Origin of the sequence: Trinickia symbiotica (genome assembly GCF_002934455.1) — a bacterium.
Classification (GTDB): domain Bacteria; phylum Pseudomonadota; class Gammaproteobacteria; order Burkholderiales; family Burkholderiaceae; genus Trinickia; species Trinickia symbiotica.
Genome location: NZ_PTIR01000021.1, coordinates 81,624 through 96,372, shown reverse-complemented (window position 1 = coordinate 96,372; position 14,749 = coordinate 81,624). Strand labels below are relative to the sequence as shown.

General features: G+C 64.5%; 16 protein-coding genes. 13 read left to right on the top strand and 3 right to left on the bottom strand.

All coding sequences use genetic code 11. The features are described 5' to 3' along the window. Positions 1 to 122: 122 nt before the first annotated feature. The 3 genes from pdxH to B0G57_RS24970 all read left to right on the top strand — a co-directional run bounded on the left by pdxH (position 123) and on the right by B0G57_RS24970 (position 3,305). On the top strand, positions 123 to 761 hold the full coding sequence (pdxH, locus tag B0G57_RS24980) for a pyridoxamine 5'-phosphate oxidase (RefSeq protein WP_018440787.1): 639 nt from the start codon (positions 123 to 125) through the stop codon (positions 759 to 761). Positions 762 to 962: 201 nt separating this feature from the next. Then, on the top strand, positions 963 to 2,177 hold the full coding sequence (locus tag B0G57_RS24975) for an SAM-dependent methyltransferase (protein ID WP_018440788.1): 1,215 nt from the start codon (positions 963 to 965) through the stop codon (positions 2,175 to 2,177). A 33-nt stretch (positions 2,178 to 2,210) separates the two neighbouring features. Next, positions 2,211 to 3,305, top strand: a complete 1,095-nt coding sequence (locus B0G57_RS24970; RefSeq protein WP_018440789.1) for a DUF72 domain-containing protein — start codon at positions 2,211 to 2,213, stop codon at positions 3,303 to 3,305. A 2-nt stretch (positions 3,306 to 3,307) separates the two neighbouring features. Here B0G57_RS24970 and msrA read toward each other — a convergent pair whose 3' ends face one another. Next, positions 3,308 to 3,859 (bottom strand): peptide-methionine (S)-S-oxide reductase MsrA, encoded by a 552-nt coding sequence (gene msrA, locus B0G57_RS24965; protein WP_018440790.1) that lies wholly within the window; start codon positions 3,857 to 3,859, stop codon positions 3,308 to 3,310. 346 nt (positions 3,860 to 4,205) lie between these two features. Here msrA and B0G57_RS24960 point away from each other — a divergent pair, with 346 nt between their 5' ends. After that, positions 4,206 to 4,715, top strand: a complete 510-nt coding sequence (locus B0G57_RS24960) for a flavin reductase family protein (protein WP_018440791.1) — start codon at positions 4,206 to 4,208, stop codon at positions 4,713 to 4,715. A 121-nt stretch (positions 4,716 to 4,836) separates the two neighbouring features. On the opposite strand, the gene B0G57_RS24955 is transcribed toward B0G57_RS24960, so the two are convergent. Then, positions 4,837 to 5,325, bottom strand: coding sequence for an Lrp/AsnC family transcriptional regulator (locus tag B0G57_RS24955; protein WP_018440792.1), 489 nt, complete (start codon positions 5,323 to 5,325; stop codon positions 4,837 to 4,839). A 125-nt stretch (positions 5,326 to 5,450) separates the two neighbouring features. Between B0G57_RS24955 and kynB the strand changes: the two genes are divergently transcribed. From kynB to B0G57_RS24915, 8 genes are all read left to right on the top strand, one after another. Beyond that, a complete protein-coding gene (gene kynB / locus B0G57_RS24950) occupies positions 5,451 to 6,095 on the top strand; it encodes an arylformamidase (protein ID WP_018440793.1) in 645 nt (214 codons plus the stop codon). 94 nt (positions 6,096 to 6,189) lie between these two features. Further along, positions 6,190 to 7,440: a kynureninase gene (kynU, locus tag B0G57_RS24945; RefSeq protein ID WP_018440794.1), complete on the top strand. Its 1,251-nt coding sequence runs from the start codon at positions 6,190 to 6,192 to the stop codon at positions 7,438 to 7,440. A gap of 79 nt (positions 7,441 to 7,519) precedes the next feature. Next, positions 7,520 to 8,398, top strand: coding sequence for a tryptophan 2,3-dioxygenase (kynA, locus tag B0G57_RS24940; protein WP_018440795.1), 879 nt, complete (start codon positions 7,520 to 7,522; stop codon positions 8,396 to 8,398). A gap of 87 nt (positions 8,399 to 8,485) precedes the next feature. Next, the gene (locus B0G57_RS24935; RefSeq protein WP_020566191.1) at positions 8,486 to 8,965 is read left to right on the top strand and encodes a Fur family transcriptional regulator; all 480 of its coding nucleotides are present in this window, start codon (positions 8,486 to 8,488) and stop codon (positions 8,963 to 8,965) included. Beyond that, positions 8,962 to 9,882 carry a metal ABC transporter solute-binding protein gene (locus tag B0G57_RS24930; protein ID WP_018440797.1) on the top strand — a complete coding sequence of 307 codons (921 nt, stop codon included), beginning with the start codon at positions 8,962 to 8,964 and terminating at the stop codon, positions 9,880 to 9,882. The genes B0G57_RS24935 and B0G57_RS24930 overlap by 4 nt, the downstream gene beginning before the upstream one ends. A gap of 7 nt (positions 9,883 to 9,889) precedes the next feature. After that, positions 9,890 to 10,780: an ATP-binding cassette domain-containing protein gene (locus tag B0G57_RS24925; RefSeq protein WP_018440798.1), complete on the top strand. Its 891-nt coding sequence runs from the start codon at positions 9,890 to 9,892 to the stop codon at positions 10,778 to 10,780. Further along, on the top strand, positions 10,773 to 11,555 hold the full coding sequence (locus B0G57_RS24920) for a metal ABC transporter permease (RefSeq protein ID WP_018440799.1): 783 nt from the start codon (positions 10,773 to 10,775) through the stop codon (positions 11,553 to 11,555). Before B0G57_RS24925 ends, B0G57_RS24920 begins: the two co-directional genes overlap by 8 nt. Before the next feature lie 104 nt (positions 11,556 to 11,659). Beyond that, positions 11,660 to 12,076, top strand: a complete 417-nt coding sequence (locus tag B0G57_RS24915) for a DUF1801 domain-containing protein (protein WP_020566192.1) — start codon at positions 11,660 to 11,662, stop codon at positions 12,074 to 12,076. A gap of 19 nt (positions 12,077 to 12,095) precedes the next feature. On the opposite strand, the gene B0G57_RS24910 is transcribed toward B0G57_RS24915, so the two are convergent. Then, entirely contained in the window at positions 12,096 to 12,914 is an 819-nt protein-coding gene (locus B0G57_RS24910; protein WP_018440801.1) for an SAM-dependent methyltransferase, read from the bottom strand. A gap of 295 nt (positions 12,915 to 13,209) precedes the next feature. Here B0G57_RS24910 and dalD point away from each other — a divergent pair, with 295 nt between their 5' ends. Then, a complete protein-coding gene (dalD, locus tag B0G57_RS24905; RefSeq protein ID WP_026229684.1) occupies positions 13,210 to 14,613 on the top strand; it encodes a D-arabinitol 4-dehydrogenase in 1,404 nt (467 codons plus the stop codon). The last annotated feature ends 136 nt before the right edge of the window (positions 14,614 to 14,749 follow it).

Below are 14,749 nucleotides of genomic sequence, written 5' to 3'. Positions count from 1 at the left end.
GCGTCGGGCGTTGACTGCAGTCGAAACGCGTATTTTTGCACGCCTCGGCGCCGATCGCCTCCCGGCAAGATTTTCCTGCCTTGGCTATACTGTGCCCGACTGAAGCGGTCGCATAAAAGAAAATGCTCACCCTTGCCGAACTTCGCAAAGACTACGCGCGCGGCTCGCTCGACGAAAGCAGCGTCGAGCGCGACCCGATCCGGCAATTTCAGCTCTGGTTCCAGCAGGCGCTCGATGCTGAATTGCCCGAACCCAACGCCATGACGGTCGCCACCGTCGATGCCGATGGCCGCCCGTCGGCGCGCATTTTGCTGATCAAGGGCGTCGACGATCGTGGCTTCGTCTTTTTCACGAACTACGAAAGCCGCAAGGGCCGCGAGCTTGCCGCGAACCCGCATGCGAGCCTCCTCTTTTTCTGGACCGAGCTCGAACGCCAGGTTCGAATCGAAGGCGCCGTCGAGAAAACGAGCGCGCAGGAGAGCGACGCCTACTTCGCGTCGCGCCCGCTCGGCTCGCGCATCGGCGCATGGGCCTCCGAGCAAAGCCGCGAAATCGCGAGCCGCGCTGAGCTCGAAGCACGCGAGAAAGCGTACACCGATCGGTTCGGCGAAGGCCCGCCGCGCCCGCCTCACTGGGGCGGCTACCGGCTCGTGCCCGAGCGGATCGAATTCTGGCAGGGCCGCCCGTCGCGACTGCACGATCGCATTCTTTACACTCGCGAAGCCGACGGCCACTGGCGCATCGCCCGACTTTCGCCTTGAAGGGAGCCCCCGAAGCGCCCTGACCGGATGTCGATGGCGGCGCGACGATGTTGCCCGCTCGACGCGTCGTCCGCCACGTCCGACCGCTTTCGCAGGTCGCGCCGCGCCGCCCGCTCGCCGGGGCCCGCCCGCGCATTTGCTGTGCTTTTTTAGGCTGTGCTTTTGATGTTGAGGTCAACGGATAAGACACGGAGAACAAGCATGTTCTGGGAAAAGAAGCTCGCGCAGTGGGTGGACGATGTGAAGATGAAGACGAACCTGCCGGCGCGTCTCGTCTTATGGAACGGTCAGCAGCTCGATTTCGGCAGCTTCGCGGCGCCGCAGGTCACGCTGAAGGTCAATAGCGCTTCGGCGTTGCCGCTCTTGCTGGAGCCGAGTCTCGACAACCTCGGCGAAGCCTACGTCAAGGGCAAGATCGATATCGAAGGCAAGCTTTCCGACATCATCAATATCGGCTACTCGCTCGCCCGCAGTACAGTGACTAGCGCAAGCAAGCTCGCCCGTGTGCGCCGCTACTTCAATCACACGAAATCGTCGGACAAGAAGGCGATCCAATATCACTACGACGTCTCGAACGAGTTTTACAAGCTCTGGCTCGACGAGAACATGGTCTACTCGTGCGCCTACTTCGAAAACGGCAACGAAGACCTCGGCACGGCGCAACTCAAGAAGATCGACCACATCCTGCGCAAGATCCAGGTGCAGCCGGGCCAGCGCCTGCTCGACATCGGCTGCGGCTGGGGCGCCCTCGTCTTGCGCGCGGCGAGCAAGTTCGGCGCGCGCTGCGTCGGCGTGACGCTGTCGCAGAACCAGTTCGATCTCGCGACCGAGCGCGTCAAGGCCGCCGGCCTTGCCGATCGGATCGAGATTCGCCTGCAGGACTACCGTGACGTCGATGGACAGTTCGACCGCATCACGAGCGTCGGCATGTTCGAGCACGTCGGCCGCAAGAATCTGCCGACTTATTTCGGCAAGATCCGCGATCTGCTCGTCGACGACGGGATCGCGATGAATCACGGCATCACGTCGACCGATTATGAAAGCGGCGAGACGGCGTTGGGCGGCGGCGAGTTCATCGACCGCTACGTGTTCCCGGACGGCGAGCTGCCGCACATCAGCCTTGCACTGGAATCGATGCAGCGCGGCGGGCTCGAGGCTGTCGATGTGGAAAGCCTGCGTCGTCATTACAAGCACACGCTCGACCTCTGGTCCGAGAACTTCGAGGCACGTGCCCAAGAGGCGAAAAAGCTCGTCGACGACGAAAAATTCCGCATCTGGCGGGTCTATCTCGCCGGCTGCGCCTACGCGTTCGAGCACGACGACGTGTCGCTCTATCAAGTGGTCTGCCGCAAGGCCGGCCGCAGTGCGCAGACGTTGCCTTGGTCGCGCCGCTACATGTACGATCAGCCGCTTTGAGCGTTCGACCGCGTCGCGCGGCCAAGTGTCTTGATGGACGAAAGAGAAGACGATCCGCCACTGAAGCCGCAACTGGACCTGTTCGGGGCGCCGCCGACGCTGGCAACGGCGGCGCCGCGCACGGAGCCCGCCAAGCCGAAGCGCCGCGCACGTGAGATTTTGCCCGCGCCCGCCTCGGCCGATGCACTCGCGGCGGCTGCCGGATTGCCGCCGCAAGTGCACCTCGGCACCTCGTCATGGTCCTTTCCGGGCTGGGAGGGCATCGTCTACGGCGATGCCTACAGCGATTCGAAGCTCGCGCGCGATGGGCTTACCGCCTACGGCGCGCATCCGCTGCTGCGCACGGTCAGCATCGACCGCTCGTTCTACGCGCCGCTCAGCATCGCCGACTATCTTCGCTATGCCCAACAGGTGCCCGACGACTTTCGCTTCATCGTCAAAGCGCCTGCTTCCGTCACCGACGCGACGCTGCGCGCCGAGCGCGGCGAGCCTGTCGCCGACAATCCTTGCTTTCTCGATGCGCGGCTCGCGGCAAGCGAATTCGTCGAGCCGTGCCTCGCCGGCCTCGGCGCAAAAGCCGGCGCACTCGTATTCCAGTTTCCGCCGCTGCCCGAGCGCATGCTGGCGGATCCCGCCGCGTTCGTCGCCCGGCTCGCGGACTTTCTCGCCGCCTTGCCCGCGCTGCCCCAAGCCGCCGGCGGCATGCCGGCCTCTTGCTATGCGGTCGAGATTCGCGACGCGTGCCTTCTCACGCCGCGGTTCGTTCGGATGTTGCGCGAGCGCGGTGCGCGGTACTGCGTCGGATTGCATGCGCGCATGCCCCATCCGCTACGTCAGGCGGCCGCGCTAGCGCTCCTCGACGGGGACGTGCCCGCCGGGCCGCTCATCGTCCGCTGGAGCCTTCATGGCGGCTTCAAGTACGAGCAGGCGAGAGCGAAATACGAGCCGTTCAACCGGCTCGTCGACGAGGATCCGGGCACGCGATCGGCGCTGGCCGAGTTGGCCGCCCGTTACGCGCTCGCGGGGCAACCCGTCCTCATCGTCGCGAACAACAAGGCCGAAGGCTCGGCACCGCTCACTTGCTTGGCGCTTGCGCGCGAAATCGCGGCGGCGTGTGCGCGCAACTAGTCTCACGCGCCGGGGCGCATCCAGGCGGCGAATTTGGCGCGGAACTTCGCGACCTTCGGGGCAACGACGAACGTGCAATACCCCTGGTCCGGATGCTGAGCGAAATAATTCTGATGATAGGCTTCGGCCGGCCAGTAATTGCCGTCAAGCGGCTCGATTTGCGTGACGATCGGCCGATCGAAGAGGGCTTCACGCGTGAGCTCGCGAATCAATTCCGCGGCGGTTTCGCGCTGCGCGTCCGAGTGAGTGAAAATGACAGAGCGATACTGCGTGCCGACATCGTTGCCCTGCCGGTTGAGCTGGGTCGGATCATGAATGGAGAAAAAGATCTGCAGAATCTCGCGATAGCTGATCTTGACCGGATCGAACTCGACTTTGACGACTTCGGCATGCCCCGTATCGCCATCGCAAACCTGCTCGTAAGTGGGCCGCTCGACAGTGCCGCCCGCATAGCCCGACTCGACGGACTTCACGCCGTCGACATCGAGATAGACTGCCTCGAGACACCAGAAACATCCGCCGCCCAGCGTGGCGGTTTCGCTTGCCTCAGACATGGCTGCTGCTCCTTCGATTTTCAGGGAACGGTCGATGCGGCGGCGAATCTCGCCGCCCACACAGCTTAGTGCGTTTTTCGTGCCCGCGACCGCAACCGTGCAGTTCGACGACGCCAAGTGGCCTTTCCTTCGCTTGGTTGCGGACGGCCGCAGGAGCCGGCGCCGCCGCCTGCGCAACCGTTCTTGATGCCATCCCGCCGACGCGGGTCGCGGGCGGAACGTCCGGATTCCATTAAAATCTCGGATATCTGCCCATTCATGCCATGGTTTCTCATTTGCTGCCGCCTAAGACGCCGCGACCGCCGACCCTCCAAGGCCGGCAAAGAAAACACGGAGCGTGCGCCTGATGAAACGCGCCAGCCCCCCGAACTTCGATTCGACTTCGTTCCGTCGCGCACTCGCTCAATTCGCGACCGGCGTGACCGTCATCACTACGCGCTCATCGTCCGGACAACTGATCGGCATTACCGCGAGCTCGTTCAACTCGGTCTCGCTCGATCCGCCGCTCGTGCTCTGGAGCCTCGCGACGAAATCGGCTTCGATGCCGGTCTTCCGGACCAATAGTCATTACGTCGTCAATGTGCTGTCGGATTCGCAATTCGAGCTCTGCCAACGCTTTGCAACCGTCAAGGGCGATCGTTTCGCGGGCGTCTCGCACGCGGCCGGCGATAGCGGCATGCCCGTTCTCGACGGCGCGCTCGCCTGGTTCGAATGCCACAACCGCAGCCGCTACGAAGAAGGCGACCACGTCATCTTCGTGGGAGAAGTCGAGCGTTGCGGCTTGCACCCCGACGCCGCCGGAATGGCGCCGCTCGTTTTTCACGGCGGCGGCTTTCACGGATTGAAGCCGCTGTGACGAGCGGCGCCGCCAAGACGAGACCGGACAAGGCACAACGGCCTGAGTCACGTCTCTCGCGCGCTCTTTGCGGGACGAATTGGCGCGGATGCGGCCGAGCGCGCCGCCCCGCGTTAGCGTCCTACCGCTGCGCCTCTCGAACGATCACGGGTACGCCAGCATCTTCCTTGAGCGTCTGCAAGACGATGTTCGAGCGAATATCCATGACGCCGGGCGCCTTGTAGAGCTTGGTCAGCACGAAATCCGAGTAGTGCTTGAGGCTTTGCGCGAGCACGTGCAGCAGGTAATGCGTTTCACCTGTCACGACGAACGCGCCCACGACCTCGGGCCACTCGCGCACCGCCTCCGCAAAGCGCTCATGCCAGTTGGCTTGGTCGTTACGCATCGATACCTGCACGAACGCCTCCAACTCGAAGCCGAGCGCCTCGCGGTTCAGACACGCGCGATAGCGCTCGATCACGCCTTGCTCCTCGAGCAGGCGCAGCCGGCGCAGGCACGCGGACGGCGAAAGGGAAATGCGTTCGGCCAGGTCCAGGTTGCTGATGCGCCCTTCGTTCTGCAGCACGCTCAGGATCCGGCAATCGGTGGCATCGAGCGAGATCGCAGTCATTTTTGGCCCCTTTTTCTGTCGGATCTCGAATTATGTTCTAAGACGCGTCACTTTGCTCGCCGATATCGCAAGCACATTGCGCGAAGAGGCGCCTATCATCGCCAGATCGACTACGCGGATAGGGTATGGAGACGCTCTGGGACATCTCGCCGGCCATCGATTGCTCGACGCCAGTCTGGCCGGGCGACACGGCCGTGCACATAGAACGCGTGTGGAAAATGGAAGCCGGTTCGCCCGTCAACGTGGCGCGGCTCACGCTTTCGCCGCACACAGGCGCCCATGCTGACGCCCCACTGCACTACGACGCTGACGGCGCCGCGATTGGTGCCGTGCCGCTCGATCGGTATCTCGGCGCCTGCCGCGTGATTCATTGCATCGGCGCCGCGCCACGAGTCCGCCCCGAGCATCTTGCGGCGCATCTCGGCGGCCCACTGCCGCCGCGCGTCTTGCTGCGCACCTATGCGGAAGCGCCGCTCGCTCACTGGGACAGTGACTTTTGCGCGGTCGCGCCGGAGACGATCGACCTGCTGGCCGAGCGCGGCGTGACACTCATCGGCATCGACACGCCGTCGCTCGATCCTCAGGAGTCCAAAACAATGGATGCGCACCGCCGTGTGCGCGCTCATGGCATGGTGATACTGGAAGGACTCGTGCTCGATGCCGTCGCGGCCGGCGATTATGAATTGATCGCGCTGCCGCTCAAGTTCGCGACGCTCGACGCGAGCCCCGTGCGTGCCGTGCTGCGTTCGCTGCCGTCCGGGCGCCGTTGAGTCGAGTGTCCGTCCTATCGCTTCGCCAAGCGGATTGCCCTCGGTCGTATCGAACAACGCCAACTGATTACTCTTACGTTCTCTCGTTCTCGCCATGAAAACCCGTGAAGAAGCACTCGCGCTCGATCGCGACGACCCTCTTGCCGACCTGCGCAGCCGGTTTGCACTGAACCCGCAAGTGATCTATCTCGACGGCAATTCACTCGGCGTGCCGCCGCTCGCCGCCGCCGCGCGCGCCCAGGCCGTCATCGGCGAGGAATGGGCCGACGGGCTCATTCGCAGCTGGAACGCGGCCGGATGGTATGCGCTGCCGCGGCGGCTCGGCGACAAGCTCGCACCGCTCGTTGGTGCCGGTGCGGGCGAGATCGTCGTGACCGATACCATTTCGATCAACGTCTTCAAGCTGCTTTCGGCCGCGCTGAGGCTCGCCGCGGCACGCGACGGCAAGCGCCGGGTGATCGTCTCCGAGCGCGCCAACTTTCCGACCGATCTCTATATCGCGCAAGGGCTCATCGATCAGCTCGATCGAGGGCACGTGCTACGCCTCGTCGACGACCCCGCCGAGCTGCCCGAAGCGATCGACGATCAAACGGCCGTCGTGATGCTCACGCACGTCAACTACCGCACGGGCTACATGCACGACATGACGGCGCTGACGAAGATCGCCCATCGAGCGGGCGCGCTTGCGCTTTGGGACCTCGCGCACTCGGCGGGCGCCGTCCCTGTCGATCTGCGCGGCGCGGGCGCCGACTTCGCCGTCGGCTGTACCTACAAGTATCTGAACGGCGGGCCGGGCGCCCCGGCCTTCGCGTGGGTCGCCAAGCACCACCAGGACGCGATCTCGCAGCCGCTCTCGGGCTGGTGGGGACATCGCGCGCCGTTCGCGATGGATGCCGTTTATGCACCCGACCAAGGCATCGGGCGGTTTCTTTGCGGCACTCAGCCGATCGTCTCGATGGCGCTCGTCGAAGCCGGGCTCGACGTCTTTCTCGAGACGGACATCGGGGCCGTGCGGCACAAATCGCTTGCGCTGACCGATCGCTTCATCGAGCTCGTGGAATCGCGCTGCGCCGGCCATGCGCTGACGCTCGTGACACCGCGCGCTCACGCCCAACGCGGCTCGCACGTGAGTTTCGCGCACCCGCACGGGTATGAGGTCATGCAAGCACTGATTGCGCGCGGCGTGATCGGCGACTATCGCGAGCCGCATGTCCTGCGCTTCGGCTTCACGCCGCTCTATACGCGGTTCGTCGATGTCTGGGACGCGGTGGAAACGCTGCGCGATATTCTCGCGAACGAAAGCTGGCGCGCGCCCGAGTTCGCCGCACGCCATTCAGTTACCTGAGATCGATCGGCAAATGATGTCGTGAGGGGGAAGGCCGCTCCATGAGCGGCACTGACCGGAACATGATGAGGACACCGAAATGAATGATCACATGGCGTTGCCCGATCTGCCCGACGCCTCGAATCAATCGCAATCGACGAACGGCTGGCACGGCGCACAGCTCGACTTCTCGAAATCGATGAGCTATGGCGACTATCTTTCACTCGATCGCATTCTCTCGGCGCAACACCCGCTCTCGCCCGATCACAACGAGATGCTGTTCATCGTCCAGCATCAGACGAGCGAGCTCTGGATGAAGCTCGGACTCTACGAGCTGCGTGCCGCGCTCGATTGCGTGAAGCGCGATGCATTGCCGCCAGCCTTCAAGATGCTGGCGCGCATTTCGCGCATTCTCGAGCAGCTCGTCCAGGCGTGGAACGTGCTCGCCACGCTCACGCCGTCGGAGTACACGGCCATGCGGCCCTATCTGGGAGCCTCGTCGGGGTTTCAGTCGTATCAGTACCGCCAGATCGAATTCCTGCTCGGCAACAAGAACGTCCAGATGCTCAAGCCGCATGAGCATCGTCCCGATGTGTTGGCGCTCGTGCGCGCCGCGCTCCAGGCGCCGTCGTTCTATGACGAAGTCGTGCGCCTGCTGGCGCGGCGCGGATTCACGATCGATCCCGCACGGCTCGAGCGCGATTGGACGCAACCGACCGTCCACGACGCGACGGTCGAAGCGGCATGGCTCGAGGTTTATCGCAATCCGTCGAAGCACTGGGAGCTCTACGAGATGGCCGAGGAGCTCGTCGATCTCGAAGACGCATTCCGCCAGTGGCGCTTTCGGCATGTGACGACCGTCGAGCGGATCATCGGTTTCAAGCAAGGCACGGGAGGCACGAGCGGCGCGCCCTATCTGCGCAAGATGCTCGACGTCGTGCTGTTCCCCGAGCTTTGGCACGTGCGTACGGTGCTTTAGAGCTTGGCGGCATAGCCGCTCGCCCCGGTCGCAGCCGGCGGTGATATGTTATATCATCTCGGTTGTTGCCCGAACGAGAACGATGCCATGTCAGCCGCCGCCGTCCATTCCGTCTCCGAACAGCTCGCCCGCGCCGACGCATTCGCGGCCGAGCACGGCCTGGCGCTGACGCCGCTGCGCCGGCAGGTCTACGCGCTCGTCGTCGTCGCGGCCCGGCCGATCGGCGCCTACGACCTCCTTGCGGCGCTCGAGCCCGAGCGCGGCCGCGTGCCGCCGACCACCGTCTACCGTGCGCTCGACTTTCTCGTCGAGCACGGCTTCGTCCACAAGATCGAATCGCGCAACGCGTTCGTCGCCTGCTGCGAGGTCGGCAAGCCGCATCAGAGCCAGTTCCTCATCTGCGAGCGCTGCGGTGATACGGTGGAAATTCCGGGCGAAGAGCTCGCGGAGCGGCTTTCCGCGAGCGCACCCGCGCACGGTTTCGAAGTGCATAAGCAAGTCGTCGAGCTCTCAGGGCTCTGCGGCGAATGCAAGACAAAGAAGATCAATACCAAGGAAAACTCGTGAACGCAGCTTTGAAATTCCGACGGGCCGCCGAGCGCGTGCGCCGGCTGCCCGTACTCGCGGTGGCAGTCCTTGCGGCGTTATCGTTGAGCGGACCGGCGCTCGCGCAAGCCGCGAAGACCATCAACGTCGTCGCAGCCGAAAACTTTTATGGCGACGTTGTCAGCCAGCTCGGCGGCAAGCACGTCGAGGTCACGAGCATTCTCAGCAACCCCGATCAGGATCCGCACCTCTTCGAAGCGAGCCCGAAGACGGCGCGCGCATTGCAGCATGCGGACCTCGTCGTCTATAACGGCGCCGCCTACGATCCGTGGATGGATAAGCTCCTCGCCGCATCGAAGAGCGCCAAACGCACGACGATCGTTGCCGCCGCTCTCGTCGGCAAGAAGAGCGGCGACAACCCGCATCTCTGGTACGACCCACGAACAATGCCCGCCGTCGCGCGCGCGGTGGTCAAAGCGCTCGACGACAAGGATCCGGCGAACAAGGCCGACTATGACGCGAATCTGACTAAGTTTCTCGAGTCGTTGAAGCCGATCGACGACAAGGTGGCCGAGCTCAAGTCCCGATTCCACGGCACGCCCGTTACCGCGACCGAGCCCGTATTCGGCTACATGTCCGACGCCATCGGCCTCGCGATGCGCAATGACCGATTTCAGCTTGCGATCATGAACGACACTGAGCCGAGCGCATCCGACGTCGCCGCCTTCGAGAATGACCTGAAGACTAAGCAAGTGCATGCGCTCATCTACAACAGCCAGGCGATCGAAGCGATTACCAAGCGAATGTTGAAGCTTGCCCATCAATCGCATGTGCCGACCGTGAGCGTGACCGAGACGCAGCCGGCGCGCACGACTTTCCAGCAATGGATGCTCTCGCAGCTCGACGAGCTCTCGGCCGCACTGGGAGGACAGCAGTAGGCACGCCATGATGACGACCCACGCCAACCCATCGCAACGTTACGCGCTCGAGTTCGACCGGGCGACGCTCATGCTGGGCGGCCGGACCATCCTGAACGAAGCGAGCTTCGCAATCGACGAGGGTGAGTTCATCGGGGTGCTCGGGCCGAACGGCGCGGGCAAGACAACGCTGATGCGTGCCGTGCTGGGCCTCGTCCCGGTCGCGAGCGGCGCGATCCGCGTCGCGGGGCAAGCGGTTGCGCGCGGCAACGTGGCGATCGGTTACATGCCGCAAACGCGCAGTGCGCTCGCGGGCCGGCGCCTGCGCGGGCGCGAATTCGTCGCGATGGCGGCAGATGGCCATCGCTGGGGCCTGCCGCGCGCGGATGCCGCGACGCGCGCCGACGTCGAGCGTGTGCTCGACCTCGTCGACGGGCAGGCGCTTGCGGCACGTCCGCTCTCCGAACTCTCGGGCGGCGAGCGCCAACGGCTGCTGATCGCGCAGTGTCTGCTCGGCAAGCCGCGCCTTTTGCTGCTCGACGAGCCGCTCATCAGCCTCGATCCGCATCATCAGCGCGGCGTCGTCGAACTCGTGCGCCGCGTGCAGCGCGAACTCTGCATCGCGGTCCTGTTCTCCGCTCACGAGCTCAACCCGCTGCTCAACGCGCTCGATCGCGTCCTCTATCTCGGCAACGGCGCGGCCGCGCTCGGTACCGTCGACGAGGTCATCACGCGGCCCGTCCTTTCGCGTCTATATGGGTCGACGATCGATGTCATGCGGGTGAACGGGCGCATCTTCGTGATGTCGGGCGACGTCGAAATCGAAAAGCACGATCACGAGCACGAAGACGATGGGCCGCACGAGCAGGGTCACGACCATCAGCACGGCCACACGCACGGACATACGCACGATGTTTGAATATGACTTCATGGTCAACGCGTTCGCGGCGTCGGGCATCGTCGCCGTCCTTGCAGGAATCGTCGGCTACTTTCTCGTCATGCGGGGGCAGACGTTCGCGGGACACGCGCTGTCGCACGTCGGCTTCACGGGCGCGACGGGTGCCGTGCTCGTCGGCATCTCGCCGCTCTGGGGCATGATCGGCTTCACGCTTGCGGCCGGGTTGTCGATGGGCGCGCTCGGCGAGCGGCTCGCGGGCCGCGACGTGGCGATCGGCGTCGTACTTTCGCTCTCGCTCGGCTGCGGCCTGTTGTTCCTGCATTTCTTCACGGCTTATGCCACGCAAGTGACGTCGCTGCTCTTCGGCAACGTGCTTGGCGTCACCGTGGAGACGCTCGTCATTCTTGCTTGCATCGGCGCCGCAAGCCTGATCGCACTCGGCGCCATCATGCGCCCGCTGCTCTTCGCGACGCTGCAGCCGGAGCTCGCGGAAGCGAAGGGCGTCTCCCTGCGCTTCGTCTCGATGCTGTTTCTCGCGATCGCGGCGCTCGCCGTCGCGGCCTGCACGCAAATCGTCGGCGTGCTGCTCGTCTTCACGTTGATGGTCGGTCCAGCGGCGGCGGCGCAGAACCTCACGATGCGGCTCTCGCGCGGCATCCCGCTTGCGGCGCTCTTCGCGCTCGGGCAAGCGTGGCTCGGCGTGACGCTCGCGTTCTACACCGATTGGCCGACGAGCTTCTGGATCACCGCGCTCGCGGCGCTCGTCTACTGCGCGAGTCTGCTCGCGCGCCGATAGAGGATAGTTGCAAGCGATTGCCAACCTGAGTAAGACGATTATTGGATGTACCAGAGAGTACACTCGGCAGAGACTTTCCTGCTCTCCGCTCGAGGATTAAAACCATGAAGAAAGTTGGATCGCAAGAAGAAATGTCCGCGCCGCAGCTCATCGATGCGAGAATCGAAGAGCTCGGCGACTGGCGGGGCGAGACGCTCAGCCGCCTGCGCGCGCTCATCAAGGAAGCCGATCCCGAAGTCGTCGAGGAGTGGAAGTGGAGAGGCGTGCCGGTGTGGTCGCACGAAGGTTTGATCTGCACGGGCGAGACGTATAAGAGCGTCGTGAAGACGACTTTCGCCAAAGGGGCGGCTTTGAAGGATCCTTCCGGGCTCTTCAACTCCAGCCTCGAGGGGAACACGCGGCGCGCCATCGATTTCCGCGAGGGCGAGGAAATCGACGAAGAGGCGTTCAAAAAGCTCATTCGCGCCGCCGTGGCACTGAACACGTCCAAAATCAAAGGCAAACCCTCGGCATCGGAATAGCCGAGGAACCCGCTCGCCGCTATCGGCAGCTCGCGATCGCCGTCAACACACCGATCCGCCCTTCGCGCAGACTGCGAGCGAGGTTGGCCATCATCGCCGGAAAGTCCGCTCCAAGCACCAGCGCGAGGGTGGGGCCGGCGGGTGGTCCGCCTGCCACCATTTTCGCGAACCATTGCGACGCCACCTCCGTATCATCGCGCCAGAGATCGATCGTGAATCCCGCGGCGGTCAACGCATCGCGCGTTTCGGCCTCGGTCCGCAAGTGGCTGTTTTCGGGCGTGGTCGCCCACGGCACCGGAAAATGCGGGGCGCCGTCCTTGGCGACGATGTCGTAAGTCGCGAACCGTCCTGCCGGCTTCAGTACACGACGAATCGCGCGATAGAGCGCTGCCCGATCAGCGATGTTCATGGCGACATGCTGCAGAAACACGCGGTCGATGCTGCCATCCGCGACGGGCGGCTGGGTCGCATCGCCGGTGAGGAACGTCGTGCTGTCGCCAAGCGCGCAGCGCTGGCTCAGATAGCGAGCGGTGTCGACAAAAGATGGGCTGAGGTCGACGCCCGTGACGTGGACGCCATAGTTCGCGGCCAAATAGCGCGTCGGCCCGCCGATCCCGCAACCGAGATCAAGTACCGCCATGCCGGCTTCGAGCTCCATCGCCTCGGCGAGCTCGCCCGTGGCGAGCATGCCGCGCGTATGGAACTGGTCGAGCATGGCCAATTGCGAAACCGTCAGCACGGTTTCCTCGGGACCGAAGGCCGCAAGCGCGGCTTGCACCTTCGCCATCAAGCCCGCTCCGCCGTAATGGGTTTGCGCGCGTTGGGTGGGCGTATCCATGACTGTGCTCCTGACGGTTGAGTGACCCATACGCTACACGCCCGGCGTCATTCGATAAACCGGCTCAATCCGCATGCACCGTGAAGCAAAGCTACATAATGGAGAACCGCTCTGCCTCGCGGAAAGTCATTCTGCCTTTCACGGCATCCCGATCTTCCCGCATCGCGCCTTGACTTTCGCCGACCGCGAACCGATCATTCGCTCATCGACAGAACAAAAGATCGGTTCGAGCGTCGTACCCCGCCCGCCCGTTGCGGCCCCGACGCGCCAGCCGATCTCAATCGGGAGACAAGCGATGGACAATGCGCCCGTCAGCGCTTCGAACGTGATTCTGCACATCGGGGCGGGATCGTTTCACCGCGCCCACCAAGCGTGGTATCTGCACCGTCTCAATGCGTCCTCGGCCGCGTCCGGCGATGCCGCCTGGTCGCTCACGGTCGGCAACATCCGCGGCGACATGAACGCCGTGCTCGACGCCCTCGCCGCGCAAAACGGCGTCTATACGCTCGAGACGGTCACGCCGCAAGGCGAGCGCGCCTACGAGACGATCCGCTCGATCAGGCGCGTCGTGCCGTGGTCCCCGACACTCAAGGGGTTGATCGAAGCCGGTGCCGACCCGGCCTGCAAGATTATCTCGTTCACCGTGACCGAGGGCGGCTATTACCTCGACGAGCACGATCGGCTCGACACCTCCAATCCTGACCTCGCGGCCGACCTGGCGGGCGGACGCACGACGATCTACGGCGCGCTCGCCGCCATCCTCGACGCGCGTCGCGCGCGCAATGGCGGCGCGCTCACGCTGCAAAGCTGCGACAACTTGCGCAGCAACGGCGAGCGATTCGAAGCTGGCATGCGCGCTTTCCTCGAGGCACGCGGGCAAGCCGAGCTCGCCACCTGGTTCGAGGAAAACACGGCTTGCCCGAACTCGATGGTCGACCGCATCACGCCGCGCCCGACACCCGACGTGCGCGAGCGCGTGAAAGCGGCGACGGGCATCGACGATGCCTGCCCCGTCATGGGCGAGGCGTTCATCCAGTGGGTCATCGAGGATCGCTTCCGCGCAGGCCGCCCGGCCTGGGAGCGCGCGGGGGCTGAGCTCGTCGCTTCGGTGCTGCCCTACGAGGAAGCGAAAATCCGCATTCTCAATGCTAGCCATAGCTGCATTGCCTGGGCCGGCACGCTCGTGGGCCTTTCTTATATCCACGAAGGCACGGCTGACGCCGACATCCGCCGCTTCGCGCACGAATACGTCACGCAGGATGTCATTCCATGTCTCACGCCGAGCCCGCTCGACCTCGCTCGCTACCGCGACGTCGTGCTCGACCGGTTCAGCAACCCTTATATCCAGGATACGAATCAACGCGTCGCCGCGGACGGCTTTTCGAAGATCCCCGGCTTCATCGCGCCGACGCTCGCCGAATCGTTCGCGCGCAATGCCGAGCCGAATGCGACGGCGGTACTGCCCGCTCTCTTCTTCCGCTTTCTCGATCGCTGGCGCGAAGGTACCCTGCCCTACACGTATCAGGACGGCGTAATGGACGAGGCGACGGCGCGCGCCTTCTTCGCGGCGGCGGACCCGCTCGCCGCCTTCTGCGGATCGCGGCTGCTCTGGGGCGGCATGGCAGGCAGCCCTCGGCTCGTCGAGACGCTGCGCTCGGCGCTCGCACGCGTCGATGCATGGCTGGTCTCGCGGGCTTGACCTCAGCGACGCTCACTCCCATCGGCGGCCCGCGCCTGGGCCGCTCAGCGGCGCCGGCTTTGTCATCGCTCGCCCCACCGGGCTCGCCCGCATTGCTGCGCGCCGCGGGCCGCGGATAAAGTAGCGCTTCCGCGCT

Bases quoted from the DNA above. Each gene is read 5' to 3' on its own strand.
- kynB (WP_018440793.1), top strand. From the start codon at position 5,451: ATGGAGACGCTCTGGGACATCTCGCCGGCCATCGATTGCTCGACGCCA.
- B0G57_RS24960 (WP_018440791.1), top strand. From the start codon at position 4,206: ATGAAACGCGCCAGCCCCCCGAACTTCGATTCGACTTCGTTCCGTCGC.
- pdxH (WP_018440787.1), top strand. From the start codon at position 123: ATGCTCACCCTTGCCGAACTTCGCAAAGACTACGCGCGCGGCTCGCTC.
- kynU (WP_018440794.1), top strand. From the start codon at position 6,190: ATGAAAACCCGTGAAGAAGCACTCGCGCTCGATCGCGACGACCCTCTT.
- dalD (WP_026229684.1), top strand. From the start codon at position 13,210: ATGGACAATGCGCCCGTCAGCGCTTCGAACGTGATTCTGCACATCGGG.
- B0G57_RS24920 (WP_018440799.1), top strand. From the start codon at position 10,773: ATGTTTGAATATGACTTCATGGTCAACGCGTTCGCGGCGTCGGGCATC.
- B0G57_RS24970 (WP_018440789.1), top strand. From the start codon at position 2,211: ATGGACGAAAGAGAAGACGATCCGCCACTGAAGCCGCAACTGGACCTG.
- B0G57_RS24935 (WP_020566191.1), top strand. From the start codon at position 8,486: ATGTCAGCCGCCGCCGTCCATTCCGTCTCCGAACAGCTCGCCCGCGCC.
- B0G57_RS24975 (WP_018440788.1), top strand. From the start codon at position 963: ATGTTCTGGGAAAAGAAGCTCGCGCAGTGGGTGGACGATGTGAAGATG.
- B0G57_RS24910 (WP_018440801.1), bottom strand. From the start codon at position 12,914: ATGGATACGCCCACCCAACGCGCGCAAACCCATTACGGCGGAGCGGGC.
- kynA (WP_018440795.1), top strand. From the start codon at position 7,520: ATGAATGATCACATGGCGTTGCCCGATCTGCCCGACGCCTCGAATCAA.
- msrA (WP_018440790.1), bottom strand. From the start codon at position 3,859: ATGTCTGAGGCAAGCGAAACCGCCACGCTGGGCGGCGGATGTTTCTGG.
- B0G57_RS24955 (WP_018440792.1), bottom strand. From the start codon at position 5,325: ATGACTGCGATCTCGCTCGATGCCACCGATTGCCGGATCCTGAGCGTG.
- B0G57_RS24925 (WP_018440798.1), top strand. From the start codon at position 9,890: ATGATGACGACCCACGCCAACCCATCGCAACGTTACGCGCTCGAGTTC.
- B0G57_RS24915 (WP_020566192.1), top strand. From the start codon at position 11,660: ATGAAGAAAGTTGGATCGCAAGAAGAAATGTCCGCGCCGCAGCTCATC.